Below are 25,142 nucleotides of genomic sequence, written 5' to 3'. Positions count from 1 at the left end.
CGCGACTACCCGAGTTGGCCGCGTCCGAACATGGCCGCGCCCCGACGTCCGTCGATTGCCTGCTTGTTTCGGTCGGTTCCCGATGGGCAACCGGCCGGCATGAACGCCGAAGACAACGCGCACGATGCGCGCTCCGAAACGGGTGGCGCGGCCGGGGATCCGATCACCGTCGAAATGCTGCGCTGGCTGCTCGACACCGACGCCCCGAACGCCTGCCTGGTACTCGAAGCGGGCCGGGTAGAGGTGGACTCCGGCGCCGAAGACCAGGCGCGCGGGCTGGTTCTCATCAGCCGAACGGAACTGCGGGACCGCATCGGAACGAACCCTGGCGCCACCGCATTGTCCGAGCAAGCCGCCCTGCTCAATACCGAGGTCCGGCTTCAAGGCGCCTGACCGATCCGGAATGGTCACCCGGGACCCGAGGTCGTCCGGGTTCCGCGCGAAACGGTGGTGCGGTACGCGGCGCCCCGTCGAGGGTTTCCTTCGCCAGGAGCGGGTATGCGGCGAGCGGAAGATGTTGCCGACCGAGGAGTTCGGATGCGGGTCGTCGTGGTGGGCGCCACCGGAAACGTCGGAACCGGAGTGGTCGACGCATTGGCCGCGGATCCGGCGGTCACGTCGATCCTCGGACTCGCGCGGCGCTTGGCGGATCGCGCGGTGGCCAAGACGGAATGGGCGGCGGCCGACGTCCGGACCGACGACCTTGCCGTGCTGTTCCATGGTGCGGACGCGGTGGTCCACCTGGCGTGGCAGTTCCAGCCGACGCATCAGCCGACGACGACCTGGGAGACCAACGCCATCGGCAGCTCCCGGGTCCTGGAAGCCGTTGCGGCCGCAGGGGTTCCGGCTCTGGTCTACGCGTCGTCGGTGGGCGCGTATTCGCCGCGGCGCGACGACCGGCCGGTGACCGAGACGTGGCCGACCGATGGCTGGCCGCTGGCCGGTTACACGCGGGAGAAGGCCTATGTCGAGCGACTGCTGGACACCTTCGAGCAGCGGCACCCGCACTGCCGGGTGGTGCGCCTGCGGCCCGCGTTCATCTTCCAGCGCGGCGCGGCGAGCGCGCAGCGGCGGATGTTCGCCGGTCCGTTGCTGCCCGACCGGCTGGTGCGTCCGGAACTGATTCCGGTGCTGCCGGACTTGCCGGAGCTGTTGTTCCAGGCCGTGCACGCCGCCGACGTGGGCGAAGCCTTCCGTCTCGCCGTCACCAGGGAGGTGGCCGGGCCGTTCAACATCGCCGCCGACCCGGTGCTCGATACCACGCGCCTGAGTGCGCTGCTCGGCGCGCGCCGGGTCCGAGTGCCGACCCGGCTGCTGCGGTCCGGGCTCGCGGCCGCCTGGTTCCTGCGTCTGATTCCGGTGCCGCCGCAGCTGTTCGACGCGTTCCTGCGGATACCGCTGCTCGACACCACCCGGGCCCGCACCGAACTCGGTTGGCAGCCGCGCTACAGCGCGCTGGAAGCCGTGCGGGAACTGCTCGACGGCCTGCGCACCGGCGGGGCCATCGACACGCCTCCGCTGGCCCGGCACGCGGGCGGCCCGCTGCGTGTCCACGAATTCGCCTCCGGCGTCGGCGGTTCGGACCCGGTCGACCGCTGAGGCGGACACGCAGCCGGAGTGTGGACAGGTCACGAGTCGGCGCCAATGGCTCGCCACCGCACGGATCGGAATCCGCAGTGGCGAGCCTGGCGTGCTCGGTTACTGATTTTCCGGTGTGGTGTTGCCCGCGTCGCCGACCAGCCGACGTGCCAGCAGCGCCTTGCCCTGCTCGGCACCTTTGCGGCTTTCGGCCTGCGCGCGCTGGAAGAATTCGACGAGTTCGCTGTCGCCGGCGCGCTCCGCGTCGGCGCAGTATTCCTCCATGCGCAGCGCGTTGCTCAGGCAGGCCTCGACGAACCAAATCAGGTTGTAATCCTTGTCTTTCGTGCCGGTGTACTTGCCGGTCTCGGTCGCACTGCTCATGACTATGTTTCCTTTCGTCCGGTTCAGGGGTTGGTACTGTCGCCATACCCGCCGTCCGCGCTGCCAATCCGGCCGAGCGCCGCGCATGCGGCACCCACCGTGCCGGTGCGCCGGTACCGAGCCGGATCGCTTACGCCGGTTCGGGGTTCAGTTCATAGATGGCGTAGGCAGCGCGCAGCACCGGCTGGGCGACGTTGCGCACCCGGATGCCTGCGGGTGTCGTGCCGCGTTCACAGCCCGCGTGCGCGTGGCCGTGCAGCGCCAGGTCGGCGCCGTTCTTGTCGATCGCCTCGCCGAGCAGGTAGGAGCCGAGGAACGGATAGATCTCGCGCGGCTCGCCGTGCAAAGTGTCGCTGATGGGGGAGTAGTGGGTGAGCGCGATGGTTACCTCGGTGTCCAAGCTCGCCAGCGTCGCGTCGAGCGAATCGGCCAGTGCCACTGTGTGGCAAGAGAAATTGCGCATCTGGCGCTCACCGAAGACGCTCGCGCATTTCCCGGCGAACCCGCCGCCGAAGCCCTTGGTCCCGGCGACGCCAAGGGTCGTGCCGCCCACCGAGAAGGTGGCGGCGGTGCCCTCGAGGACGGTGATCCCCTGATCGATCAGTAGCTTGGTCACGTCCTGTTCGGCATCGCTGTGATAGTCGTGATTGCCGAGTACCGCGACCACCGGCACGCCGAGGTCGGCGAACTCGGTCGCCACCACCTTCGCCTCCTCCACGGTCCCGTGCCGGGTCAAATCACCTGCCAGCAGCAGGATGTCGGCGCGCTCGGGCAATTCCAGCAGCGCGGGACGCCACAGGCCGTGCGAGTCGACGCCGAGATGGACATCTCCGACGGCGGCTATCCGCATGTGGTTCAACTCCTTTCGCGGCTGGCTCGGCCGAGCGCCTCGCTGGGCGCGGGGGCGCCTGGCCGGGCGACGTGCACGTCGTTGTGCAGCTGTGCGTGCGGAAGCTGCTCCCGCACAATGGTTTCCAGCACTTGTTTGCGTTCCTCGGTGCCCACTTCGCCGTCCAGTACCACGGTGTCGCCACGAATGGTGACGTGGATGCCGAGTTCCGCGGTGCGCGGATCCTCGGCGAGGGCGCGGCGCAGATGGGCCACCAGGTATTGCGGCTGCTCCATTCATTCCACCTTTCCGGTATCGGTGATGCCGAGGTCGTCGAGCAGGCCGAGAAACGCCCGCGCGTACGGCGACTGCTCGGTCTGCCGCCGCACCGCCGCCCAGTCGACCTGCTCCCGCAGATCGCGCGCGATGTGCAGCAGCGGAGCGAAATCCAGCCGATGCGCGTCGAAGACCAGCAACTTGTCCACCAGGAGATCGGTGCCGCTGACCACCGGCGCGCAGGTCGGCCCGATCCGCATCGGGGTGGCCCGGTCGAGCAGTTCGTCGGTGACCTCGCGCATGTTCGGCCGGTAGATCAGGTCGATCAAGACATCACCGTCGTAGACCTTGCGCAGCCAATCCTCGGGAGGGTTACACACCCGCAAACCTGTTTGCGCCAGCGCGTGCACCGCCTTCGCGCAGTCCTGCGGTTTGACGAAAATATCGACATCGTGCTGCGACGCGGGGCCGCCGCGCGCGTACACCGCGCAGCCGCCCGCGACGGCGAACTTGATGTCGGTGTCGGCCAGCGCGCTAACCGCGCGGGTCAACGCGTGCAGCAATTGATCGATGGTGGCGACCATGATCGGGCAATACCCGGTTGGCGGCAGGCTATTCGGCGAGCAGCAGGCGGGGCGCCAGCGCCGCCCCCGCGGTGGCCGCCGCCGCCGAACCCAGCGCGACGGTCCAGCCGAACGGCCCGAGCGGCGTGCAGCCGAAGTAGGTGCACAAGCCGGGCGTCATGACCACGGCGCCGAGCACGCCCGCGCTCGCGGCAGTGGTCACCCAGACCATGGGGCTGTGGTATCCGGAGAGCAGCGTTTGACCAAGCTGGGCGCCGATGAGCGCCACCAGGCCGATGGTCGCGGCCCTGCGCCGGGTGCCGGTGTATCGCCCGATCAGCCAGGCGGTGGACGCACCGGTGGCGGTGGCGATGCCCCGGGTGACGACGGTTCTGGTCAGGTCGCCGCCGAGGTCGGCTCGGGGTATCTCGGCCAGTTGCGCGGACCGCTCGCGCACCGCGGCCTGCACATTCGCCGGATCGATGCCGCGGTGATCCGGCGACAAGGCCAGCGCGAGCGCCGGGAACATATCGGTGAGCAGGTTGACCAGCAGGAATTGGCGAGTGCCGAGGGGACCCCGCCCGCTGACGGCGGTGCCGAAAACGGTGAACGCGACCTCGCCCGCATTCCCGCCGACCAGCACGCCGACGGCATCGTTGACCCGCCGCCACATACCGCGGCCCTCGACTAGCGCGTGCAATATCGCGACCGGGTCGGGGTCGGTCAGCACCAGGTCGGCCGCGTTGCGGGCGGCGACGGATCCCTGTGCGGCCAGCCCGATTCCGATGTCGGCGCTGCGGATCGCGGCGGCATCGTTGCTGCCGTCGCCGGTCATCCCGACCACATGACCGTTGCGGCGCAACGCGGTGACGATGCGGACCTTGTGCTCCGGGCTGACCCGCGCGAAGACTGTGGCCCCCTCGATCAGCTTCGCTTGCTCGCGGTCATCGCAGCGATCCAGCTCGGCGCCGGTGACTACGGTGCCGACGGTGAGGCCGAGCTGCTCGGCCGCGGCCGCCGCGGTCACCGGATGATCGCCGGTGATCATCCGGACGCTGATCTCGTTGTCCCGCAACGCGGTGATCAGCGGGAGCGTCTGAGCGCGCGGCGCGTCGGTGATGCCGAGGAAGCCGAGCAGCGTGAGTTCGCCGACCGCGTCTTCGACGTCGTCGGGTTCGGCGGGCAGATCGCGCCGGGCCACCGCCAGCACCCGCAGGCCCTGTTCGGCGAGGTCGCGCACGGTCGCCTTCGCCCGCTCCCGCGCGGCCTCGGAAAGCGGCTCGGTCTCGCCCATATGCACCCTGGTGCAGCGGGCGAGCACGATCTCGGGTGCGCCTTTGACCACCAACCGCACCGTGTGCGTGGTGTTGCCCAGCGCCGCGGCGTACCCGCGGTTGGAGTCGAAGGGGATGTCGCCGATCGGATGCCAGCGCGGGTCGTCGATGACCTCGGCGGCTTCGAGCACCGCGCGGTCCGTCGCATGGGTCACCGGTCCGGCCGCCGGATCGGGACAGGCCCGCGCGGCGGCGCGCAACAGCCTGCGCGCCGCCGCGTCGGTGGATCGCGGATCCCACTGCCGGTCGAGGTCGGCGAGTTTGGTCAGCCGCAGCCGCCCTTCGGTCAGCGTCCCGGTCTTGTCGAAACACAGGGTGTCGACCCGGCCGAGCGCTTCCACGGCGCGACTCGCCCGGACCAGCACCCCGTAGCGGGACAGCCGCCGCGCCGCCGCCAGTTGCGCGACCGTCGCGACCAGCGGAAGCCCCTCGGGCACGGCCGCGACCGCGACGGCGACGCCGTCCGCGATGGCCGCGCGCAATGCCCGGCCGCGCACCCCGCCCAAGACGCTGACCACCGCGCCGCCGGTCAGCGTCAGCGGCAGCGCACGATCGGTCAATTGCCGCAATTGTGCCTGTACGCCACCCTTTTCCGGCGGTTGCGCACCCGCGGTCGCGCGCCCCACCTGCGTATCGGCGCCGACCGCCACCACGATCGCCCGCCCGGCGCCGTTCACCACGGTGCTGCTCTCGTAGATCATGCAGGCCCGGTCGTTGGGGCCCGCGCCCGGCGTGGCCGCCACCTGCTTGTGCACCGTGACCGATTCGCCGGTCAGGCCGGACTCGTCCAGCTCCAGATCGTCGACCGCGAGCAGTCGCGCATCCGCGGGCACCACCTCGCCCGCGCGGACCGCGATTACCTCGCCGACTTCGAGCAGACCAGCCGGAATGGTCTTTTCGGTCGCGTCGGCGGCGTGCGCCTGCGCCCGTTCGATCACCGTCGCGGTGAGCGACTCGCGATCGAGCAGGGTGTGCAGCGCCGTTTCCGCGCGTTGCCGCTGCCGGGCAGAGACCACGGCGTTCACGGTGAGCACCGAGGACAGCAGGATGGCATCGGAGGGTGCGCCGAGGATCGCGGTGGCGACGGCGCCGACGCCGAGAATCGGCGTCAGCGGATCGGCTAGCTCGGTGCGCAGGTGGCGGGCGAACGTGGCGGTCCTGGCCAGCCCCTCGGCCAGCGCGCCGTGCTCGGGCGGCGCGGACGGCGCCCGCTGCGGCAGTCGCGGCGGCTGCGGCAGTCGCGCCAGCACCTCCTCGGGTTGCAGTGCGTGCCAAGGCAATAGCGCTGAAGGCGGCGGTGGTGACGGCGTGCGGATCGCGCGGAAACCGGCGAACGAGCCGTTCAGCAGGCCGGTGAGGTGGGCCGCCGTCAGCGGTGCGCTCCTGGCGCGCTGGGACGACGACACCGCGAGCAGTAAACCGCCGAGGGCGGCCGCCGACAACGCGAGCGACCGGCCGCGCGCACTGACCTCGCGCGCGGGTTCGATCGTGGCGAGCACGCGTTCGACCTGGCTCAGCTCGCGGCACAGCGCGTCCGCGGACCACGGCGCCTGCTCGTCCTCGGCCACCAGCCCGATGGCCACATCGGACCAGTCGAGCGCCTTGTACGCACGGGCACTGACGACCGCGACCACCTGGCCGTCCTCCTGCAAGTCGCGCACACGCTTGCTCAGTGAGGTCGCGGCGGAGACGAATTCGTCGACCAGCGAACGCAATTCCGCCGCATCCGCGCTCGCCGCCAGCGTGATCCGAAGCCCGGCGGCGCGGGCCGTCTTCAGCAGCGAATAAGCGCGGGAATCGAGTTCGCGGCCGATGAGCACCTGGCCGACCGTGCGGTCGCCGACGCGCAGCGCTCGCCGGGCCGGTCGGTGGGTGGCCTCGCGATCCGGGCGTCCACTTTCCGGGTGCACCAGGCGCAATACCGGATCCGGCTGGTCAGCCTGTGCTGCCGCAACAGATTTCGGTCTCGCGGTGTCGGTCGGCGTCGACCACAGGACCCGTTGCGCGGCACTCCAGACGCGTGCGGTCGGCCATTGCGGGTCCATCGATTCGGCGTCGAGCACTACCCGGCGCGACGTGAGCAAGGTGTCGCCGTCGACGACGAGCGCGGTGAGTCGGTCCAGTCGCCGCCACGCGGCCGGGTGCAGCGTCAGCACGCCCGCGCTGGCCAGCAGCGTGGTGAGGGTCGCGGCGAAGGCCTCCCGGCAGGCCCGCGCGGCCTTGGGCGCGCCGAGCCCGAGCGCACCGACGGCATCGCCGGAATCACCCAGCGCGGCAATGGCGGTGGCGCCGACCACCATGGCCGAACCGGTCTCGTCGGCCACCCGCTCGACCGGGCCGGGCGGCAGTTCCGCCGGCCGGGTGTAGGGCGGCAGCGGATCGGCGACTCCGGGATGCGTGCGGCGGACGAGCTGGGCTTCCCAGCTACGCCAGGTGACCCAGCGGGCGACGGCCTCGGTCAACAGCAAGGATCGTTGCGCGGCGTCGAGCAGCAGCAGCGGGACGGCGTCGGTCGTGTTCTCGCCGAGCGCGGTGCCGACGGCCGAGACCAGCGTCAGCGCGAGATCGGTCCGCGACCGCCCGAGCCGTTGCTCGAGCTGGTCGCGCAGCCGGGGCTGGGTTTCGGCGATCGAGGCCAACGCCTTGGCCGCGCGCAACGGGGGACGCAGCGGCGGCGCGACCCGCGCCAGCGAGCACGCGATAGCGCACAGCTCGCCGGCCACCTGAATGCCCGCCGCCAGCAAAGGTTCTCGGTCCGCCGGGTAGTCGGCCAGCAGCGGCAGGTCCCGATCGGCGACGTCGGTCTCGCGTTCCAGCCGATCCACCGCCGCGAGCAGTTCCGGCAGATCCGCCGCGCCCCGGGCGAGGGCGGCGACCACCCGTCCGGTCACCGCGTTCACCTGCCACCAGCGCACGCCGGACAGGCGGTCCAGTTGCCGCCCCAATGCCTCGGCGACGGCCGCGCCACCGTCCTTGTCCAACCCCCTGACCTCGACGGCCGCGTGCTTGCCGTCGAGCGCCACATGCCGCTCGGCGCGTTTCAGATGCGGGTCGATCAACGTCGCGAGATCATCGCGTAACCGGCTCGCGGTGGGCGAATCGAGCAGCCGGCCGGCCTCGGCGGCCTTACCGGTCACCGTTTCCAGCGCTTGCCACGGCGCGACGGCCAGCCGGCCAACACGGCCGATCGCCAGCAGCCCGCCGCGTCGCACCGCGCCGGTCACCACGCCCACGGATTCTTCCATCCACCAGCTCGGTCGCACCTGACGCGTCGAGAACCCCATAACGGGCAGCTACCCGGCACGTCGCCGGGTAAACAGCGGCGCAGTTCCGGTGTCGCGGGCCAAGTTTGGTGATACCACGGCGCGGTCGGCCGGCCTCGCCTTGGCGTCCTATCCGCTCTGGTGCGCCTTCGTCACCGCGCTGTCGCTCGGGATATGGCGACGCAATCGCTGAACCAGGTGAACTGTTGCGCGGATGTTGCTTGGCCGCCGTGGTGGTGGGTATTCGCCCGGTGTGGAACATTCGAAAGCACCGATTCTGGAAGCGCTCGCGGAGTACCACCGGCTCGGCCGCTACGGGTTCTCCCCGCCCGGCCACCGCCAAGGTCGCGGCGCTGACCCACGCGTGCGCGCCGTGCTCGGCGAGGCGCTGCGCATGGATGTGCTCGCCTCCGGTGGGCTCGACGACCGGTTGGCCCGCGGCAACTATTTGACCGACGCCGAAGAACTGATGGCCGACGCGGTCGGCGCCGAAAAGGCGTTCTTCTCTACCTGCGGTAGCTCGCTTTCGGTCAAAGCGGCCATGATGGCGGTGGCCGGCGGCGGCAACGGACTGCTCGTCGGGCGGGACAGCCACAAATCCGTGGTCGCGGGGTTGATCTTCTCCGGTGTCCAGCCTCGCTGGATCACCCCGCGCTGGGATGCCGAACGGCACATGTCGCACCCGCCGTCGGTCGATCAAGTACGCGAGACATGGGAACGGCACCCGGATGCGGCGGGTGCGCTGATCGTCAGTCCGAGTCCCTATGGCACCTGTGCCGACATCGCCGGCATCGCCGAGGAATGCCACCGACGCGGCAAACCACTCGTGGTCGATGAAGCCTGGGGCGCGCATCTGCCGTTCCATGACCAACTACCGACCTGGGCCATGGACGCCGGGGCGGACGTGTGTGTGGTCAGCGTGCACAAGATGGGCGCCGGATTCGAGCAGGGCTCGGTGTTCCATGCCCAAGGCGACCTGGTCGACGTCGCCCGGTTGAGTGCCTGCGCCGATCTGCTCATGACCACCAGCCCCAATGTGCTGCTCTACGCCGCCATCGATGGGTGGCGCAGGCAGATGGTCGAGCACGGACACGAGCTGCTGTCGGCGGCGTTGAAACTGGCGGACCGGGCGCGTTCGGACCTCGCGCGGATTCCCGATATCGCGGTGATGGACGATGAACTGCTCGGTGTGGAAGCATCCCACGATCTCGATCGGATGCAGGTGCTGATGGACGTATCGGCCACCGGCACAACCGGATACGCGGCCGCCGACTGGCTGCGCGAACATCGCCACATCGACGTCGGCCTCAACGACCACCGCCGCGTCCTGGCCACTCTGTCCATTGCCGACGACGACACCACCATCGACACCCTCGTCGAAGCGATGTCCGCTTGGCGGGCTCAGCTGAAAGACCCTGAACCGCCCGGCATTCGGCTCCCCGCACCGGATGAACTGGCACTCGAATCCGCGATGCTGCCCCGCGACGCGTTCTTCGCCACGGTCGAGGATGTCCCGCTGCGGCAAGCCGCCGGACGGATAGCGGCCGAACAGGTCACCCCTTATCCACCCGGCATCCCGGTGCTGGTGCCCGGCGAACGGATCAACGAGGCCGTCGTCGAATACCTTCGCACCGGCCACGCCGCGGGAATGAACGTGCCCGACCCCGCCGATCCCGACCTGAACACGCTGCGCGTCGTCGCCGAGTGACCACTAGGCGCCACTGGCGAAACGCGGTCAGCGAGCGTCCGGCCGAGGCACCTCGCCACGCCAGGCCCGGGTTTACTGAAAGCGTTCCTCGATGAACTTCTTGAAGCGCTGCCTGTCGTCCTTGGCCCGGATCGGCCCGATCGCCTTATTTCCCGCGGACTGTTGTTCCGAGCTCCCTGAGGGCGGGATCCGTGCCCGCCAGCGCCATCGCTCGATTCGAGTACACCGCGACGGTCGAGTCCAAGCCGGTCAGCTGTAGCGGCCGGGCCGCGGCGCCGATGGCGATCACCGCGAAGACGGTGTCGGGCCAGGCGATGGTGTTGGCGTGTAGCAGCGGCAGTAGCCCGGAGGAATCCAGGAACGAGACGTCGCTGAGGTCGACCAGGACCCGCGGCGGGCGATCCCGCACGAGCGGTTCGAGTACCGCGCCGAGCCTGGCTGCGGTTCGTATGTCCACTTCTCCGGCTACCACCACGATCGGACCGTGTTCGTGCTGATTCTCGATCGTGATTTCGATCTGGCCTGCGCTATGGATCATCTGAACTCCTCTGTGACAGGGGCATATTCAGCCTGGTTGCCAGCACCCCGCCGGGCAGCCGAGTCGCCGATTCGAGCGCTGGCTATGCCGCATGCCGGTACGGATCGTTCTGCGTCGCTGCCGCATGCTCTTGACCTACCCGGGGTACGACGACACGAAACCGGCCACCGTCGACATCGAATCGCTGATGGGCGTTGCCACCGCGGAGTATGCGGAGGGCGATGATCGCGCGAACCTGGCAGCTCATTACTGCGGTGTCCGCCGGATAGTCCGACGTCGCGAGTTCGGCGGCACGCGATAGCGACGGAAAAAGTCTGTATTCACGGATGTAGACAACCGCTACGGACTGCGATAGTGTCGCTGTCGTTGAGAACGAAGTAAGTCCGATGGCCGTGGCAGAGATGAACTGCCCGGAAGTTGTCAGGTTCGGCCGTCCCCTCCGGCTGCGGTGTTGATGTTCGGTTGTACCGCCGGAGGGGACGAAGAACACCGCGAGAAGAGCGCCGGAAGCGTCACGTCGAGCTTCCGAGCGGGACCGTGCCGCTGCTGCGGCACGGGACGCGCACCCTACGAGCCGGGAGGTGGTCTACGAGCAAAAAGGCACGCACTTCGCGTCCTGGTGAAGACGTCCGGACGCAGTGTGCGACACCGGCCCTACCGGCCGAAAGTCAGTATTGAGACAAACCAAAGAACCATCGCAGGCCCCGTCGCTCCACGCGCCGGGGCCTGTGGGCATGCAATCCTCGAGAGGTGTAGTGGAAGATCCGCACGCGAACCCGGACAGCACACCCGCCGACCGGCTCGACGACGACGACTACCCGGCCTACAGCATGGGCAGAGCCGCGGAGATCGTCGGAGTCACCCAGGCCTTCCTGCGCGGCCTCGACGCCGCCGAACTGCTTACCCCGCAACGTTCCGAGGGCGGGCACCGCCGCTACTCCCGCTACCAACTGCGCATCGCCGCGCGCGTCCGGCAACTCGTCGACCAAGGGAACCCGCTCGAGGCGGCCTGCCGCATTGTCATCCTCGAAGATCAACTCGCCGAAGCCCTGCGCATCAACGACGAACTGCACCAGACAATTCGAGACGATCAGCCCGGCGACTGACGACAAAGACCCGGCTACCCGATAGACGCGATGATGGAGATCGCGACGGCGGCGAAGATCGCCACCAGAACGACGGTCACCGCGATCGCCGCGATGCCGGTGATCGGGAACCGATGCCGGGTGGACGGTTCGGGTGCCGACAGGCCGGAAGTCTGTGCGGTGTCCGGTGGTGTGGAGCCCGGCGCTACGCCGCCGCCCGGCTCGAGGTCGGGGGTCTTGCCGGGGTCGGGATCCATCGAGGTCATCGCTCTCCTAGCGTCGTCACGGTTATCCATCGGTGGCGCGCTGGTCTGGGAGTCCGTTCGGGCCGAGAGATAGGCACGACTGCGATCTACCCGAGGTGCCGCGAAGCAAACACCGCCGGTATCGTTCCCGTTACCAGCTGAAATAAGCGCTCATGCCCAACGGTGAAAATCTGTTGTGACGAATGTAGACATTCCGCGAGTGCTGATATAGAGTCGCTGTTGTTCGAATTGACGAGTCCATTGGCCGGGCAGGCGAACTGCCCGGAACGTGAGGTTCCACCGTCCCCTCCGGCGGAGACGAGAATCCGGTGCTGTTGGCCGGACCGCCGGAGTGGGCGAAGCGGCAATACCGAGAAGTGCGCGAAAGAACCGGCAACCGGGAGGTGGGTGCTCACTGAGTAGTTATTTATCAGTTCCGCGTCCCGGAAAGTATCGGGCGCGATGCGTGACATCGGCCGACGCGGCCGGTGTACAGAATTAATACTCGGCCCTTTCGTCAAAGGCCCCGGCGCGATCGCGCCGGGGCCTGTTTGTGTGGAACGGTGGAAGTGCTGCGCGCCGCGTTAGGCCGAGTCCAGCCTGCCGCACTGTGTCTCGGTGCATTGGTTCCCGATCGACCCCCTGATGGACGCGTCGGCCGAACACGTGGCGCTGTGGTCGCGGTCGAGCCGTACCGCGATCCGATTCCGGCGTGCGGAACAGTCAAAGCTCGCGAGGGCCAACGATTTCGGCGTACGTTCGTGGCGTGAAACAAGAGGGGCTGGGTAGGCCCGGAGCATGACTGAATCCCGACCACTCGCGCTCGTCACCGGAGCCTCCAGCGGTATCGGCCTCGAAATCGCCAAGCAACTCCGGTCCCGAGACTACGACCTTGTCATCGCCGCCGAAGATGCGACGATCACCGCCGCCGCCGACTCCCTCCGGCACACCGGCACCGAGGTGCGTGCCGTACAAGTAGATCTGCGTACCGCGGCGGGAGTCGAACGACTGTACGCGAGCGCCACCGAAGACGGACGCCGTCCGGAGGTCGCCGCGCTGAACGCCGGCGTCGGCCGCGGCGGATTGTTCACCGAAACCGAACTGGCCGACGAACTCGACATCGTCGACCTCAACGTGCGCTCCACCGTCCATTTGACCAAGCTGATCACCCGCGACATGGCCGAACGCGGTTCGGGCAGACTGCTGTTCACCTCGTCCCTGGCCGCCACCATGCCCGGCCCGCGGCAGGCCGTCTACAACGCTTCGAAGTCGTTCGTGCAGTCCTTCGCCGAAGCGCTGCGAGAAGAGCTGCGCGACAACGGGATCACCGTTACCGCGCTGCTGCCAGGACCCACCGATACGGACTTCTTCCGCCGCGCGAAGATGGTGGCCACGCGAATGGGTCAGGGGCCCAAGGACGATCCCGCCGACGTCGCCCGCCAAGGGGTCGAAGCCATGCTGAACGGCGACCGCAAGGTTTTCGCGGCGTCACTCGCGGTGAAAGCGGCCGGATTGGTCAACAGCGCGGTGCCGGACCCGATCAAAGCGAAGTTGCATCGAGTGATGGCGATGCCGACCGGTAAAGGCATCGGATGAGCACCCGGTGGGCGCGCTGCTCGAAACCGGGTGCACGCCGGTTCACCGTGCGCGATCGTCATCGGTGGAATCACGGCCGACCCGAAACTCGTGGTGGTAGATGGACCTCGCCTGGGTGAGGACGGAGTCCGCCACGCGGTTCCGCGTCGGCGACCAGCGGCTCGTGATCGGGGCCGTGGCCTACTACGCGTCCGGTGAGCAACCAGATGATCCGGTCGTCGCCCTGTTCGGCCAGCTCCGCATACTTGCACAAACTGCGAGCGACCCAGTCCCGCGCCGGGCGCGGCCACCAGGGCTCCGGGGCTACGGCAGTCACGGACAAACCGGGTAGATCGACCTCCGCCTCGAAATCGCGGCTGTGGCCGGACATCACATCGATATCTGGTCCGTGGGAGATGCGCACGTAGGTGTCGTCTTGCCCGACGACCAGTGCGGTCAGTTCGTCGACGGTATCGATTGTCGGCAGTTCCCGGGAGTGACCTCGTTTCGATTGCTGCTCGAACATAGTGACCTCTTATCTGCTTGCTTGGTGACCCCGGCACGGTGCGATCGTCAGCACAGTGAGTGTGGTTGGGGGTGGGTCCAGCGGGCGAGGAGGACGGTCGCGTCGTCTTGGAGATTGTTGTGCTGGTGGGTGAGGATGGCGTTGATGAGCCGTCTGCTGGTTTCCGGCGGGGGATGTCCGGCGGCGGCTTCGCGGCGCAGGAGGTCGATGAGGCGGTCGGTGCCGAAGAATTCGCCGGCGTCGTCGCGGGCTTCGGTGACGCCGTCGGTGTAGAGGATGAGCCAGTCTTCCGGCTGCAGGGTTTCTTCGGCGATGACGAGTTCGCCGGTACCGAGCCCGAGGGGAAGGCGGTGCCCGGCGTTGAGCGGTTTGACGATTTTGCCCGCGCGCATGATGAGGGGTTCGGGGTGGCCTGCGTTGATGTAGCGCAGTCGGCCGGTATGCAGGTCGAGCTCGGCGAGCACGGCGGTGGCGAAGGTGGCGTTGCCGAATTCGGCGGTGAGCGTTTCGTCGATGGTGCGGGCTTGTTCGTAGAGGCCGTGGCCGCGGTGGCGGGCGCTGCGGTAGGCGGCCAGGGCGGTGGCGGCGATGAGTCCGCTGCGGGGTTCGTGGCCGACGGCGTCGAGGACGAGCAGTTGGGCCGTGTGTTCGGAGAGCGCGTAGTCGAAGGCGTCGCCGTTGAGGTCGTGGCGCGGTTCCAGGACGCCGGCGACGGTGAAGTTGTCGACTCCGGCGGTCAGGGGCGGCAGCAGGGACCAGATGAGCTCGGCGTTGGGAGTGCGCGGGGTACGCAAGCGAATACGGTCGAAGAAGTCGCCGTAGTCGTTCATGACGGTGATGAGGTGTCCGGCGAGGTGCGAGAGCCATCGGCATTGGGCTGCCAGGGCAGGGTCGTGCAGGTCGGCGGGATCTTGGACTTGGACATCGAGGACACCGAGGCGTTCGCTGCCGTCCAGCAGTGGTACCCAGAGGCGGGGATGGTCGGGGTGGTGGGAGGGGAGTTGCTGCACGAGGCGGTAGGCGCGTCCGGGCAAGGTGGTATCGACGTCGAAGGACCGGCCCGCCTCGATACTGTCCTGCTCGATACCGCCGTCCTCGATGCGGCCCTGCCCGATGCCGGCGCTTTCGATGTCAGCCTGCTCGATGCCGGGTCGTTCGCTGGGAGCGCGCTGGCTGCCGGGGTGTTGATGGGGGAGGTCGCTGGGGGGCACAGGGTGTAGGAAGCGTTGGTCGTAGTCGATGAGATAGGCGGTGATGCGGACGCCGAGAGCGTCGCCTGCGGTGGTGAGAATGGTGTGCAGGCGTTGCGGTGGGGCGAGCTGAGCGCCTTCGAGTAGGGCGAGCAGCGCGGACAGTGGCGCGTTGCGGGCGCGCGGGTCACCAAGGACGCGGCTGTAGAGGGCCCGTTTGCTCCAGGCCAGTTCGTCGAGGCGTTCATTGACCGCGTGAGCCAAGACATCACGTTCGCAGTCGGGTAACTGCCCGAGCCCGTGCAGGTAGGCGTCGATCTCCAGGTGGCCGGCGCCGCCCCCGAGTCCGAAGTAGCGCATCCATAGTTGCTCGACGGTCAACTCGCTGCCGGCGAACGCCGCTTCCAGACTGCGCTGCTGATCACGCGCACGCACCGCGACACGTTCACCACCCGCTCGGGAGGGTTCGTCATTCATTCCCACAACCACCATTCCTCACATCCGATGCTGGCCATCGGGTTTCATCACCGCGGCGGCCGGACCGTGGAGCGGGTCAGCTTTTCCGCGACCCGGGCCACGGTCGTGCGTTGACGGCGTGCGGTGTCGGCCATCGACAGGAACGCGGTGTGTTCATCGACCCCGTCTCGGGCCATCACGATGCCCTTGGCGACCGCCAAGAGTTCGCGGCTTTGCAAGCTCTGGGCGACTATCGCGCTGACTCGTTCTGCGTCACGCGCAGCCAGCGTGTTGGCCAGCAGCATCGCGGCTTGCGCGGCGAACATAGTGAGCAAGCGTTCTTCACGCGGTCCCCAAGTCGCGGGTTGGCGGGTGTAGATCTTGATCGCGCCCAGACATTGCTCCCCGGCGACCATGGGCACACTCAGCGACGAGCACAACCCCCGCCGAGCGACCTCAGCCGACCACTGCGGCCACCGCTCATCAGCGGCCAGATCGTCGATAGCGACTACCACCCGATCAGCCCACGCGCTCAGACACGGACCCGACCCGAGCTCATACTGCAACCGGTCGGCCTGCTCGGCCACCACATCCGTCGCCGCGGCACTGATCCGCGCGCCTTCGGCATCGAGCAGCGTGATCCCGGCGACGGCGGGGTAGGGCACCATTTCCACCGCCAACGCGGTGATCACCTGTAACGCCGTGCTGACCGTCTCAGCGGAGAGAAACAATCCCGACATCCGCGCGAACGCCGCCGCGACCTGCTCAGCAGCCGACCACGCGCTCGCCTCGGCCCGCATTTCAGGCTTAGAACCCATCGCCATCACCCACTTACTCCGCAAGCTCCTCGATAGCCCCGACCTGTCACCTTCCGCTTACCCGTCCACCCCGAGTTGAAGCCATCTCCAGAAAACTTGTTGCCACGCCGGGTTTTTCATTTCAGACCGGCACCGGGCCCGCCGGTATACCCAGGCTTTGCGGAGAGACTGCCCCGCGACGCTCGACTACCGCATCGCCCACCCACAACTCGGCGTTTGCCCGCAAACGCCGAGGGTATGTCGTCGGGTGCGGATGGCCGGGCGCACCGCGGCACCGCGAGCCCACGAGCAGTCCGCCGCTGACCTGCGAGTAACGACCGATAGCGAAGGAGTCACGATGACCGGCCCCAGCGAAACATATGATCCGCCGCAGGACAGCGGCCCGCCGGACGCCGTGGAAACCGATCCCGCCGCCCTCAACAGCGCCGAGGATCTCGACGAGGACCGACTCCGTGCGGACCCACTGGAAGCGGGCATGGACCCGCCCGAAAGCTGGTCCGGAGCGGACAAGTACGGCATGACGCCATGGGAGCAGGCTCATCCGCGCCCCTTGGGCGAGCGTCTCGATGAGGAGGTGCCCGACGTGACGGCCCCCGAATCCGCACCGCGGCAAGATGATCCGGCAGCTGATGCGGACGGGGCCGTCGGTTCAGGGACACCGCACTACGCGGAAGACCTCGGCATCTCCGCCGACGGCCCGCCACCGGCGGACTGAGGGCCTACCGTCGAGCGCGGCGCGGCGACACCGAAGTCCAGGCCGAAGTTGTTGAACGTCACCGGCAATGGCCTGCCCGGTGTCGGCGCGGGGGTGGAGCGCAGCGTGAAATCGGCGTTGCCGATCAGCTGGGCCAGCAGGGTGCTGGTGACGAACAGGACAAGGTTGCGGCCCGGGCATTCGGCCGGGCCCGCGCTGAACGGCACAAGCTGCGGGTACTGCTCAGCTCGCCCGTCCAGCCAGATATCCGGGGTGAAGTCGTGGGCGAAGGGCAGCAACTGTTCGTCGCGGTGGAAGGCGGGCACCGCGATCAGCACGGCCGCGCCGCCGTCGATCGTGAATCGTTCTTCCCCGCAACGCCATTGGGTGTCCTCGGTGGTGTCGCGCAGGATGGTGGGGGTGGTCGGCCAGAGGCGCACCGATTCGAGCATGCAGGCACGCAGGTAGGGACGCAGCGCCGGATTGCCGAGATCGCCGGCCTCGGCGAGTGCGCGGGCGCGCTGTTCCGGATGGGTCGCCAGCAGCGCGAGTGTTCTGGTCAACGCGATGCCCGCGGCGTCGAAGGCGAACAGCCAATGCGGCACCTGACCGATGGGGTCGGCCGCCCCGGTGGCCGGCGTCTTGGTCAGCGCGCCGAGAAGCGTTTCGGGGCTTGCCGTTTCGGCGTAGTCGTACAGGCGTTCGGTGAACTTTTCGCGGAGCCGTGGGTGCGGGAACCCGAGGAACGACCAGTTGGCCGCTGAACGCAACTTCCAGAGTTGGTCGGTGATCGTGTCGTCGAAGCGGGCCTGGTCGCCGAGGACGAGCCGCCGGACCAGGCGCCACCATTCGATGGTGAACTGTGCGGCGTCCAGCCTGCCGTGCCGTAGCGCCGTCGTGGTCAACGCCCGTGCCTCTTCGGCGATCACCGCGGTGAACGGTTCGGCGAGGTGATGCAGCGGTTGGCCGGTCGCCAAGGCCGTTTCGTTCAGCGTCCGGCGCTCGGCGCGGATCGAACCCTCCGATGCCAGGACCGCGTGCGGCTGGAAATGGCGCAGCGCGGCCCGCTTCTCCCGGTTGGCCGGATGGAACGGAAACGGAGACTGTTCGAGGACGGCGCCGACATCGTCCGGGTCGATGACGACGATGATGCGACGGCCAGGAAGGACCAGTTCGACCGGACCGCGACCGTGGGCGCGGCGCAGCTGCCGCATCCGGCGCACCGCGCGGGCGTCGGCCTGCACGCGTTCGAGCACTGCCATCATCGGTCGCCGCCGGGCGATCACCCCCGCCGCTATCGGCGCGAATCCCAGATCGATGAGCGTCGACACCGCTCGTGGCCCCACCAGTCGATGATCATGCCTGCCGGACATGCACCCTCCTCTACGTGCTGGATTGCCGAACTGCTGAGGCTCTACCCGCCGGCATCGGCGACAAACGGCCGCGCGCCCGCCGCCGAGCCGAACCAGGCCGAGCGCGAAGTTTGGCTGGGTGCGGCCCGGGTGGGTCCCCCTCGAGGACGCGGTGCGTGGTTACGACCTGTTCAAGAACAAGCAGGAAGGGTGTGTCCGCGCGGTCTTCCGGCCGTCCTGAGAAGGCTATCGCTGCCGGGTAAACCGCGGTAACGGGTGCTAGCTCTGCTCGAGGGTGCGGCGGTAAGTGCGGGAGTCTCGAGGCGTGAAGCCGGCTCGCCGGTAGAGCCGGTTCGCGGACTCGCGAGACGGTCGCGAGGTCAGGTCGACGGTGCGGGATCCGGCTTCGCGGGCGAGCTCGACCGCGGTGTTGGTGAGTGCGAAGGCGACGCCCTTGCCACGCGGTCAGCTCAGCCGATGTTTGGCGAGAAGTGCTGCGTTGCCGAGGATTTCGTTGGTCGGTCCGTTGGCGACTATGCGGCCCGCGTCCAGGATCACGACTCGGTCACAGATGCGCTCGGCATAGGGGAGGTCGTGCGTGACCATCAGGATGGTGGTGGGCATGGCGGTGAGAACGTCGGCGAGTTCGCGGCGGGCTACGGGATCGAGATTGGCGGCAGGCTCGTCCAGCACGAGTACCTCTGGGCGGCAGGCCAGCACGGTGGCGAGGGCGGCGCGGCGGCGTTCGCCGATAGAGAGTTGAGTGGGGGAACGGTCGGCCCGATCGGCCATGCCGACGGCGGCGAGGGCGTCGCGAACGTGCTCGGTGAGTTGGTCGCCGCGGACGCCGAAATTGGTCGGTCCGAAGGCGACGTCCTGTTCGACGGTCGGCATGAACAGTTGATCGTCGGGGTCTTGGAAGACCAGGCCGACACGTTGACGGATGGTACGGACGGTATTGCGGTCCACCAATATTCCGCCGATGTACACCTCGCCCGATGCTGCGGTGAGCACGCCGTTCAAGTGCAGCATCAAGGTGGATTTTCCGGCGCCGTTGGGGCCGAGGACGGCGACGCGTTCGCCGGGGTGGATGTCGAGAGTCACGCCGTGCAGTGCGCCGGTCCCGTCGGGGTAGGCGAAGGTCAGATCGACCAAACGTACTGCGGGCGTTGCGAGATCGGTCATCGGAACGTCCATGCGGCCAGGCAGACGCAGATCGCGGCGGCAGCGGGTAGACAGCCGAGCAGCCATTGCGTTCGGGTCGCGGGCAGTGTGCCGAAATCCGGTACGGAACCGTCGAACCCGCGCGACAGCATCGCAAGATGAACTCGCTCACCGCGTTCGTAGGAACGCAGGAACAGCGCGCCTGCTCCGCGTGCGGTCGCGCCTGCTTGACGCAGGGTTCGCGGATCGTCGCCGCGGGAGATCCGCGCCAGCCGCATCCGGGCCGCCTCCGCGAGCAGCACGTCGACGTAACGGAGCATCAGCACCACAATCGTGACGATCATGGCGGGAACGCGCAGCCTGGTCAGTCCGCCGGGCAATGCGCGCACGTTCGTCGTGGCGGCCAGCGTCAACGAAACCCCCACGCCGATGGTCCCTTTCGCGACAATCCCGCACGCCGCGGACAGCCCGGTCGTCGACAATGACAGCCCGAGAACCGTGGTCCTCGGTTCGCCCGCCGCGAACGGCAGCAGGACCGCCAGCACAACGAAGGGCAGCTCGATGAGCAGTCGCGGCCCGATCCAGCGCAGCGGGAGGCCTGCCCATCGCCACAACGCGACCAACCCGAGCGCGTAACAACCGAACGGCCAGAACAACTCTCGTGGCGTCGCCACCACGGCGAAGACCGTGAGCACCGCACAGACGATCTTCACCTCGGCCGGAACCCGATGCGCCGGTGAATTTCCCGGCAGATACAGGCGATGGCTGGTCACGGTCACTTACGTCGACTCCGGCGCAGCGGTCGGCTGCTTGCGCCGCCCCGTTCGAATCAGGTTCACCACCGCGAACAACAGCGCGAACGCGGCGACCACCCCGAGAATTCCTGCCACGCCGGTGAGTTTGTTGTCGCCATCGACCGTGTACCCGGCCAGCGGCGATTTCGCGAGCGGGTGCTCCGTGGCGTTCTTGGCGATGCAGGCGCCCTGGAGCTGTTCGGCGCCGTCGACCTGAACCGCGGTGCAGCCACGCTGCGTGGTGGCGTCGAGCCCGTCCGGCTGCGAACTCGCCACGTAGGACAGCAGTCCCGCGACGAGCACGGCCACCGCGGCGAACGCGAACAAGAACCCGGTCATCGACAACCTGGGTCGCAGCGGCGACGCGGCCGTGCGGCGCTGACCGGTGGCCCGCAGTAGATAGACGAGATCGGGTCGTGCGTTGACCACGGCGATCAGCGTGATCACGGTGATGATCCCTTCGCCGACCCCGATCAACGCGTGCGTGACCAGCATGTACCCCGCGACCGCCCCGACTGTCGAACCCGCCGCCCCGCCGATCGCGTACTCGAGCACGAAACCCGATGAGGCGCCGACAGTTCCGACGAATGCCGCGACGAAACCGACGATCCCGATCCCCGCATCGGCCCGTCGTCGCGACAGCACCGGCAGGACGAGACGGGCGACCGTATAGCCAACCGTCACCCCGATCAACGACATGTTCGTGATGTTCGTCCCGAGCGCCGTCAAGCCGCCGTCCGCGAACAAAAGCGCTTGAACGACAAGCACAATCGCCACACACAACGCGCCGACATAGGGCCCGACCAGGACCGCGGCGAGCGCACCGCCCAGCAGGTGCCCGCTCACCCCCGGCATGATCGGAAAGTTCACCATCTGCACCGCGAAGATGAACGCTGCTACCAGCCCGGCCATCGGCGCGGCCCGCTCGTCCAGTTCGGCGCGCGCCCGCCAGCCCGCGAAGCCCAGGCCCGCGACCGCGATCACCGCGAAGATCAACGAGGTCGGCGCGTTCACGATGCCGTCGCTCATGTGCATGGCCTGGGTGGTGCTGCTGCTCACCCCTGAAGACGATACGCGCCATACCTGATCAGTTGAACAGATGTTCTGATATCGGCAATGACTGGTCCTATCCGCGCGGGAACGGCAGAGTAGACGTGTGGCAGTGAGCATTCCGCTGGATCCCGATCACGCCGGCCGCGCCGCATCGGGTTTGGCTATCGCCGGCATCGAGCACTGGGCCGGCCGATTCGAGCTGCTCTCCGACGCCAACCGCCTCCGGCTCCTGGTGTGCTTACACCACGCGCCCGACATCAGCGTCAGCGATCTGGCCGCCGCGGTCGGCATGTCCGGCACCGCCGTCTCACACGCTTTGCGCCTGCTCCGCCACCAGGGGTGGGTGGCCAGCTCGAAGCACGGCCGCATCGTCCGGTATCGACTCGCCGACGACACGATCCACGACCTGCTGCACTGGATCGGTGCCACACACGCCGAGGAATCGGCCGAGCACGAGGCGGTCAGCAGCACCTGAGATTCGGAATTACCGATTGGTCGCTGCCCCGCGCTGTCCGGTGTGTACGAAAGAATTCCTCCGTCGTCATGCTCGACGACCAGGCCGGACAGTCAGTCGGCGGCGCGGATCACCTCGTTGCCCGAGATTGCCCAGCTCGCACCGTCGCTGGTCGCGCCACGCAGGCCGTGCAGGACTTCGGGCCCCGCGAGCGCGCCACATCTGGGATCGGCCAGCGCCGCGAACGCGAAGGTGCGCCGCGCGGTCCACCGGGTCGAGTGCACCAGCCGTCGGCTCAACTGCACGAAACCCTTGACCGCGGCGGCGATTACCCACGCGTCTGGCTCGCCGGCGGTGAGGCGTCGCGCCTGCCGCAGCCAAGACGCGGCGTCCTCGGGCCAATCCACCACCGCCGACACGCGGTACCCGCGTTCGCGCCACGCCGAAGCAAAAGCGTTCGCCGCGGCGGCCGAGTTCGCATCTCGGCTGTGTCCAATGCTGACGGTCGTCCCATTTCGATGTTGTTGCTGCACCATCACCAGCAGACGCTCGAGTTCCGCATCGGTGTGCGGCGGGGGAGCCGGGCACGGAGTCGACAGCGCCAGATTTCGCAACCGCGGCGAAGAAAGCCCATCCCCACCGCGCCCCGGCCCAGCGGATCGCCGACCGGGCTCACCCATTCGAGAAGCGTAAATCCCGGACAACCTCCGTTGCATGCTCACACCTTGAAGACGCCGCCAGCCCGCCATCCGTGAGATACCAACCCAATTCCTGCCGATCCCAACCTCTTCACTGCGGACTTCGACGCCGAGTTCGACTACGGCTTGCGCGTCGTTCTCGCCGGAATCGTCGCCACCCGAACGGGACAAGCGAACTGATTCGGCCACGACGGTGTCGCGCACGGAGGTAGCCTCGAACGGGGTTCCTACTCGATGATCCGAGAACCGCGATGCACGAAATGGCCATCACCCAGAGCGTCATCGATGCTGTGTGTGAGCACGCGGCAGGCCGGACCGTACACAGCGTCACCGTCGAGGTCGGCGCGTTATGTGCGGTGGTGCCCGACGCGATGCAATTCTGTTTCGAACTCGCCGCCGAGGGGACGGTCGCGGAAGGCGCGCGACTCGTGATTCAGCAAATACCCGGCACCGCCGAATGTCGTTCTTGCGGCGCCGAATTCGGCCTGGCCGATCCGATTGTGCTGTGTCGTTGCGGGAGCGCTGACGTCGAGATCCTTTCCGGACGCGACCTACGCATCCGGTCGATGGAAGTGAGCGAAGCATGTGCGCAACCTGTGGATGTGGTGACGACGCGGCAGCCGTGATCCGCGTGCCGCACGAACACCACCAGCACGACGACCATGAGCACGGCCATGATCATCAGCACGGTCCGGGCGCCGACCATGTGCACCTGCCGCGCACCGAAACGGTCAGCCTGGAAATGAAGGTCCTCGCCAAGAACGACGAACTGGCGCAACGCAATCGGGAGTGGCTGGCCGAACGCGACATCCTCGCGGTCAACATGATGAGCTCACCGGGCGCCGGCAAGACCACGCTGCTGGAGCGGACCATCCGTGAGCTCGGCGAGCTGCCGGTCGCGGTGATCGAGGGCGACCAGGCCACCCTGCTCGACGCCGAGCGCATCCAGGCGACCGGATGCAAGGTGGTGCAGATCAACACCGGCGCCGGTTGCCATTTGGATGCCGAGATGCTGCACCGCGCGCTGGAGACCCTGAATCCCGCGCCGGGCACCTTGTTGTTCATCGAGAATGTCGGAAATCTCGTCTGCCCGGCACTGTTTGATCTCGGCGAGCGCAGCAAGGTCGTGGTTATCTCGGTGACCGAGGGCACCGACAAACCGCTGAAGTATCCGCACATGTTCGCCGCCGCAGAGTTGGTGCTGATCAACAAGATCGATCTGCTGCCCTATGTCGACTTCGATCTGGACAAGTGCGGCGAATTTGCCAGTGCGGTGAACCCCGGCGTCCAACTCCTCCCGCTGTCGGTAACCGCAGGTGAAGGGATAGATCGTTGGTACTCATGGCTTTTCGAGCAACGGCGTCCTCTGAATTCGGTCGCCCTTGAGGATGCCGTCGAGCAGGGCCTAGACTAACGTGATCAGGATCACATTCGGTTGATGTGTCTTCAAGCCCAGCGAGACCGCAAACCCGATGATCCGCTGTGGAAGGTGGCAGCTAGATGCCAACTCAGGAAGCAGTGCGAGCCGAAGAGACTCTGATCCATGTGCTCTGGATCAACGCGGGCCTCAGTTGCGATGGTGACTCGGTAGCGCTGACCGCCGCCACCCAGCCAAGTATCGAAGAGATCGCCCTGGGAGCCCTTCCCGGACTTCCCAAAATTGCGGTGCATTGGCCGCTGATCGATTTCGAGTGCGGCCCGAACGGCGGGGCCGACGACTTCCTGGAGTGGTTTTTCAAAGCCGATAGAGGCGAGTTAGAACCCTTTGTGCTGGTCGTAGAGGGTTCGATACCTAACGAAAATCTGCACGACGAAGGCTATTGGTGTGGTTTCGGCAATAACCCCGCGACGGGCCAGCCGATGACCACCAGTGAGTGGCTGGACCGGCTGGCGCCGAAAGCGACCGCGATAGTCGCGGCCGGTACCTGCGCCACCTATGGCGGCATCCACGCGATGGCAGGCAACCCGACCGGAGCCATGGGCGTGCCCGACTACCTCGGCTGGGATTGGCAGAGCAAGGCGGGCATTCCGATCGTCTGCGTGCCAGGCTGTCCGATTCAGCCGGACAATCTTTCGGAGACGCTCACTTATCTGCTCTATATGGCCACCGGTCAGGCGCCGATGATCCCGCTCGACGAGGCGTTGCGGCCCAAGTGGTTGTTCGGTGCGACCGTGCACGAAGGATGCGATCGCGCAGGCTATTACGAGCAGGGCGATTTCGCGACCGAGTACGGCTCGCCGAAATGCATTGTCAAACTCGGCTGTTGGGGCCCGGTCGTCAAATGCAATGTGCCCAAACGCGGTTGGATCAACGGCGTCGGTGGTTGCCCGAACGTGGGCGGCATCTGCATCGGCTGCACCATGCCCGGCTTCCCTGACAAATTCATGCCGTTCATGGACGAACCACCCGGCGGGAAGCTCTCCTCCGCCGCCTCCGGGCTCTACGGATCAATGATCCGCAGCCTCCGACACATCACCGGCCGCACGGTCGACAAAGAGCCGCGCTGGCGGCACAAGGGCGAGAAGCTGACAACTGGCGCGACTCGCACCTGGTAGGAGGATCTT

Annotated in this window: 25 protein-coding genes and 2 pseudogenes; 10 read left to right on the top strand and 17 right to left on the bottom strand. The window is 67.7% G+C overall.

The features are described from left to right. Positions 1-99 precede the first annotated feature (99 nt). Together ACIA8C_RS19320 and ACIA8C_RS19315 are read left to right on the top strand one after the other, a co-directional pair. Positions 100-393, top strand: a complete 294-nt coding sequence (locus ACIA8C_RS19320; protein ID WP_397136361.1) for a hypothetical protein — start codon at positions 100-102, stop codon at positions 391-393. Positions 394-537: 144 nt separating this feature from the next. Then, a complete protein-coding gene (locus tag ACIA8C_RS19315) occupies positions 538-1,599 on the top strand; it encodes an NAD-dependent epimerase/dehydratase family protein (RefSeq protein WP_397136359.1) in 1,062 nt (353 codons plus the stop codon). A 99-nt stretch (positions 1,600-1,698) separates the two neighbouring features. On the opposite strand, the gene ACIA8C_RS19310 is transcribed toward ACIA8C_RS19315, so the two are convergent. The 5 genes from ACIA8C_RS19310 to ACIA8C_RS19290 all read right to left on the bottom strand — a co-directional run bounded on the left by ACIA8C_RS19310 (position 1,699) and on the right by ACIA8C_RS19290 (position 8,209). Further along, on the bottom strand, positions 1,699-1,962 hold the full coding sequence (locus ACIA8C_RS19310; RefSeq protein WP_397136357.1) for a hypothetical protein: 264 nt from the start codon (positions 1,960-1,962) through the stop codon (positions 1,699-1,701). 130 nt (positions 1,963-2,092) lie between these two features. After that, complete coding sequence (locus ACIA8C_RS19305) at positions 2,093-2,812, bottom strand: metallophosphoesterase (protein WP_397136355.1); 720 nt, start codon at positions 2,810-2,812, stop codon at positions 2,093-2,095. Positions 2,813-2,817: 5 nt separating this feature from the next. Continuing rightward, positions 2,818-3,087, bottom strand: coding sequence for a BON domain-containing protein (locus tag ACIA8C_RS19300; protein ID WP_397136353.1), 270 nt, complete (start codon positions 3,085-3,087; stop codon positions 2,818-2,820). Next, positions 3,088-3,651, bottom strand: coding sequence for a nucleotidyltransferase family protein (locus ACIA8C_RS19295; protein ID WP_397136351.1), 564 nt, complete (start codon positions 3,649-3,651; stop codon positions 3,088-3,090). 28 nt (positions 3,652-3,679) lie between these two features. Further along, positions 3,680-8,209 carry an HAD-IC family P-type ATPase gene (locus ACIA8C_RS19290; RefSeq protein WP_397136349.1) on the bottom strand — a complete coding sequence of 1,510 codons (4,530 nt, stop codon included), beginning with the start codon at positions 8,207-8,209 and terminating at the stop codon, positions 3,680-3,682. Positions 8,210-8,480: 271 nt separating this feature from the next. Here ACIA8C_RS19290 and ACIA8C_RS19285 point away from each other — a divergent pair, with 271 nt between their 5' ends. Further along, positions 8,481-9,935, top strand: a complete 1,455-nt coding sequence (locus tag ACIA8C_RS19285) for an aminotransferase class I/II-fold pyridoxal phosphate-dependent enzyme (protein WP_397136347.1) — start codon at positions 8,481-8,483, stop codon at positions 9,933-9,935. Between the two features lie 145 nt (positions 9,936-10,080). On the opposite strand, the gene ACIA8C_RS19280 is transcribed toward ACIA8C_RS19285, so the two are convergent. Then, positions 10,081-10,473: an STAS domain-containing protein gene (locus tag ACIA8C_RS19280; RefSeq protein WP_397136345.1), complete on the bottom strand. Its 393-nt coding sequence runs from the start codon at positions 10,471-10,473 to the stop codon at positions 10,081-10,083. Between the two features lie 734 nt (positions 10,474-11,207). Between ACIA8C_RS19280 and ACIA8C_RS19275 the strand changes: the two genes are divergently transcribed. After that, positions 11,208-11,579 (top strand): MerR family transcriptional regulator, encoded by a 372-nt coding sequence (locus ACIA8C_RS19275; protein ID WP_397136343.1) that lies wholly within the window; start codon positions 11,208-11,210, stop codon positions 11,577-11,579. A 14-nt stretch (positions 11,580-11,593) separates the two neighbouring features. Here the strand turns inward: ACIA8C_RS19275 and ACIA8C_RS19270 are convergent, their stop codons facing one another. Next, the gene (locus tag ACIA8C_RS19270; protein WP_397136341.1) at positions 11,594-11,824 is read right to left on the bottom strand and encodes a DUF6480 family protein; all 231 of its coding nucleotides are present in this window, start codon (positions 11,822-11,824) and stop codon (positions 11,594-11,596) included. 777 nt (positions 11,825-12,601) lie between these two features. On the opposite strand from ACIA8C_RS19270, the gene ACIA8C_RS19265 reads away from it, so the two are divergent. Further along, positions 12,602-13,399, top strand: coding sequence for an SDR family NAD(P)-dependent oxidoreductase (locus tag ACIA8C_RS19265; RefSeq protein WP_397136339.1), 798 nt, complete (start codon positions 12,602-12,604; stop codon positions 13,397-13,399). A gap of 70 nt (positions 13,400-13,469) precedes the next feature. Here the strand turns inward: ACIA8C_RS19265 and ACIA8C_RS19260 are convergent, their stop codons facing one another. Genes ACIA8C_RS19260 through ACIA8C_RS19250 form a run of 3 tightly spaced genes read right to left on the bottom strand, consistent with a single transcriptional unit; the run spans position 13,470 to position 16,368 of the window. Beyond that, positions 13,470-13,904, bottom strand: a complete 435-nt coding sequence (locus ACIA8C_RS19260) for a DUF6098 family protein (RefSeq protein WP_397136337.1) — start codon at positions 13,902-13,904, stop codon at positions 13,470-13,472. Positions 13,905-13,951: 47 nt separating this feature from the next. Beyond that, positions 13,952-15,571 (bottom strand): PP2C family protein-serine/threonine phosphatase, encoded by a 1,620-nt coding sequence (locus ACIA8C_RS19255; protein WP_397136335.1) that lies wholly within the window; start codon positions 15,569-15,571, stop codon positions 13,952-13,954. A 47-nt stretch (positions 15,572-15,618) separates the two neighbouring features. Next, the gene (locus ACIA8C_RS19250; RefSeq protein WP_397136333.1) at positions 15,619-16,368 is read right to left on the bottom strand and encodes a GAF and ANTAR domain-containing protein; all 750 of its coding nucleotides are present in this window, start codon (positions 16,366-16,368) and stop codon (positions 15,619-15,621) included. A 337-nt stretch (positions 16,369-16,705) separates the two neighbouring features. Here ACIA8C_RS19250 and ACIA8C_RS19245 point away from each other — a divergent pair, with 337 nt between their 5' ends. Then, positions 16,706-17,083: a hypothetical protein gene (locus ACIA8C_RS19245; protein WP_397136331.1), complete on the top strand. Its 378-nt coding sequence runs from the start codon at positions 16,706-16,708 to the stop codon at positions 17,081-17,083. On the opposite strand, the gene ACIA8C_RS19240 is transcribed toward ACIA8C_RS19245, so the two are convergent. The 6 genes and pseudogenes from ACIA8C_RS19240 to ACIA8C_RS19215 all read right to left on the bottom strand — a co-directional run. Next, positions 17,032-18,435: a cytochrome P450 gene (locus ACIA8C_RS19240; protein WP_397136329.1), complete on the bottom strand. Its 1,404-nt coding sequence runs from the start codon at positions 18,433-18,435 to the stop codon at positions 17,032-17,034. The two genes, ACIA8C_RS19245 and ACIA8C_RS19240, sit on opposite strands and share 52 nt — an antisense overlap. A gap of 258 nt (positions 18,436-18,693) precedes the next feature. Then, positions 18,694-18,864: pseudogene (locus tag ACIA8C_RS19235) on the bottom strand (GNAT family N-acetyltransferase); the annotation flags it as partial. A gap of 15 nt (positions 18,865-18,879) precedes the next feature. Then, positions 18,880-19,599: an energy-coupling factor ABC transporter ATP-binding protein gene (locus ACIA8C_RS19230; RefSeq protein WP_397136327.1), complete on the bottom strand. Its 720-nt coding sequence runs from the start codon at positions 19,597-19,599 to the stop codon at positions 18,880-18,882. Further along, on the bottom strand, positions 19,596-20,357 hold the full coding sequence (cbiQ, locus tag ACIA8C_RS19225) for a cobalt ECF transporter T component CbiQ (RefSeq protein WP_397136325.1): 762 nt from the start codon (positions 20,355-20,357) through the stop codon (positions 19,596-19,598). The genes ACIA8C_RS19230 and cbiQ overlap by 4 nt, the downstream gene beginning before the upstream one ends. Then, entirely contained in the window at positions 20,358-20,711 is a 354-nt protein-coding gene (locus tag ACIA8C_RS19220; RefSeq protein ID WP_397136584.1) for a PDGLE domain-containing protein, read from the bottom strand. A gap of 33 nt (positions 20,712-20,744) precedes the next feature. Further along, a pseudogene (locus ACIA8C_RS19215) lies at positions 20,745-21,407 on the bottom strand (energy-coupling factor ABC transporter permease); the annotation flags it as partial. Between the two features lie 121 nt (positions 21,408-21,528). On the opposite strand from ACIA8C_RS19215, the gene ACIA8C_RS19210 reads away from it, so the two are divergent. After that, positions 21,529-21,900 (top strand): ArsR/SmtB family transcription factor, encoded by a 372-nt coding sequence (locus ACIA8C_RS19210; protein WP_397136323.1) that lies wholly within the window; start codon positions 21,529-21,531, stop codon positions 21,898-21,900. A 92-nt stretch (positions 21,901-21,992) separates the two neighbouring features. Here ACIA8C_RS19210 and ACIA8C_RS19205 read toward each other — a convergent pair whose 3' ends face one another. Next, positions 21,993-22,559, bottom strand: coding sequence for a hypothetical protein (locus ACIA8C_RS19205; protein ID WP_397136321.1), 567 nt, complete (start codon positions 22,557-22,559; stop codon positions 21,993-21,995). Positions 22,560-22,828: 269 nt separating this feature from the next. On the opposite strand from ACIA8C_RS19205, the gene hypA reads away from it, so the two are divergent. The 3 genes from hypA (at position 22,829) to ACIA8C_RS19190 (ending at position 25,133) form a co-directional block, all read left to right on the top strand. Next, positions 22,829-23,203, top strand: a complete 375-nt coding sequence (hypA, locus tag ACIA8C_RS19200; protein WP_397136319.1) for a hydrogenase maturation nickel metallochaperone HypA — start codon at positions 22,829-22,831, stop codon at positions 23,201-23,203. After that, positions 23,161-23,991, top strand: coding sequence for a hydrogenase nickel incorporation protein HypB (gene hypB / locus ACIA8C_RS19195; protein ID WP_397136317.1), 831 nt, complete (start codon positions 23,161-23,163; stop codon positions 23,989-23,991). The genes hypA and hypB overlap by 43 nt, the downstream gene beginning before the upstream one ends. An 86-nt stretch (positions 23,992-24,077) precedes the next feature. Further along, positions 24,078-25,133 (top strand): hydrogenase expression protein HypE, encoded by a 1,056-nt coding sequence (locus ACIA8C_RS19190; protein WP_397136315.1) that lies wholly within the window; start codon positions 24,078-24,080, stop codon positions 25,131-25,133. The last annotated feature ends 9 nt before the right edge of the window (positions 25,134-25,142 follow it).

Source organism: Nocardia sp. NPDC051321, assembly GCF_044455225.1.
GTDB lineage: Bacteria > Actinomycetota > Actinomycetes > Mycobacteriales > Mycobacteriaceae > Nocardia.
Note: the sequence above shows the minus strand (reverse complement) of the source record. Positions and strands in the feature narration are given on the sequence as shown.

Coding starts and splice junctions, on each gene's coding strand:
- ACIA8C_RS19190 (WP_397136315.1), top strand. CDS start 24,078: ATGCCAACTCAGGAAGCAGTGCGAGCCGAAGAGACTCTGATCCATGTG.
- ACIA8C_RS19255 (WP_397136335.1), bottom strand. CDS start 15,571: ATGAATGACGAACCCTCCCGAGCGGGTGGTGAACGTGTCGCGGTGCGT.
- ACIA8C_RS19290 (WP_397136349.1), bottom strand. CDS start 8,209: ATGGAAGAATCCGTGGGCGTGGTGACCGGCGCGGTGCGACGCGGCGGG.
- ACIA8C_RS19275 (WP_397136343.1), top strand. CDS start 11,208: ATGCAATCCTCGAGAGGTGTAGTGGAAGATCCGCACGCGAACCCGGAC.
- ACIA8C_RS19265 (WP_397136339.1), top strand. CDS start 12,602: ATGACTGAATCCCGACCACTCGCGCTCGTCACCGGAGCCTCCAGCGGT.
- ACIA8C_RS19205 (WP_397136321.1), bottom strand. CDS start 22,559: ATGGGTGAGCCCGGTCGGCGATCCGCTGGGCCGGGGCGCGGTGGGGAT.
- ACIA8C_RS19260 (WP_397136337.1), bottom strand. CDS start 13,904: ATGTTCGAGCAGCAATCGAAACGAGGTCACTCCCGGGAACTGCCGACA.
- ACIA8C_RS19270 (WP_397136341.1), bottom strand. CDS start 11,824: ATGACCTCGATGGATCCCGACCCCGGCAAGACCCCCGACCTCGAGCCG.
- ACIA8C_RS19230 (WP_397136327.1), bottom strand. CDS start 19,599: ATGACCGATCTCGCAACGCCCGCAGTACGTTTGGTCGATCTGACCTTC.
- ACIA8C_RS19295 (WP_397136351.1), bottom strand. CDS start 3,651: ATGGTCGCCACCATCGATCAATTGCTGCACGCGTTGACCCGCGCGGTT.
- ACIA8C_RS19220 (WP_397136584.1), bottom strand. CDS start 20,711: ATGACCGGGTTCTTGTTCGCGTTCGCCGCGGTGGCCGTGCTCGTCGCG.
- ACIA8C_RS19240 (WP_397136329.1), bottom strand. CDS start 18,435: ATGTCCGGCAGGCATGATCATCGACTGGTGGGGCCACGAGCGGTGTCG.
- ACIA8C_RS19245 (WP_397136331.1), top strand. CDS start 16,706: ATGACCGGCCCCAGCGAAACATATGATCCGCCGCAGGACAGCGGCCCG.
- hypA (WP_397136319.1), top strand. CDS start 22,829: ATGCACGAAATGGCCATCACCCAGAGCGTCATCGATGCTGTGTGTGAG.
- ACIA8C_RS19310 (WP_397136357.1), bottom strand. CDS start 1,962: ATGAGCAGTGCGACCGAGACCGGCAAGTACACCGGCACGAAAGACAAG.
- ACIA8C_RS19300 (WP_397136353.1), bottom strand. CDS start 3,087: ATGGAGCAGCCGCAATACCTGGTGGCCCATCTGCGCCGCGCCCTCGCC.
- ACIA8C_RS19320 (WP_397136361.1), top strand. CDS start 100: ATGAACGCCGAAGACAACGCGCACGATGCGCGCTCCGAAACGGGTGGC.
- hypB (WP_397136317.1), top strand. CDS start 23,161: ATGTGCGCAACCTGTGGATGTGGTGACGACGCGGCAGCCGTGATCCGC.
- ACIA8C_RS19305 (WP_397136355.1), bottom strand. CDS start 2,812: ATGCGGATAGCCGCCGTCGGAGATGTCCATCTCGGCGTCGACTCGCAC.
- ACIA8C_RS19315 (WP_397136359.1), top strand. CDS start 538: ATGCGGGTCGTCGTGGTGGGCGCCACCGGAAACGTCGGAACCGGAGTG.
- ACIA8C_RS19250 (WP_397136333.1), bottom strand. CDS start 16,368: ATGGGTTCTAAGCCTGAAATGCGGGCCGAGGCGAGCGCGTGGTCGGCT.
- ACIA8C_RS19280 (WP_397136345.1), bottom strand. CDS start 10,473: ATGATCCATAGCGCAGGCCAGATCGAAATCACGATCGAGAATCAGCAC.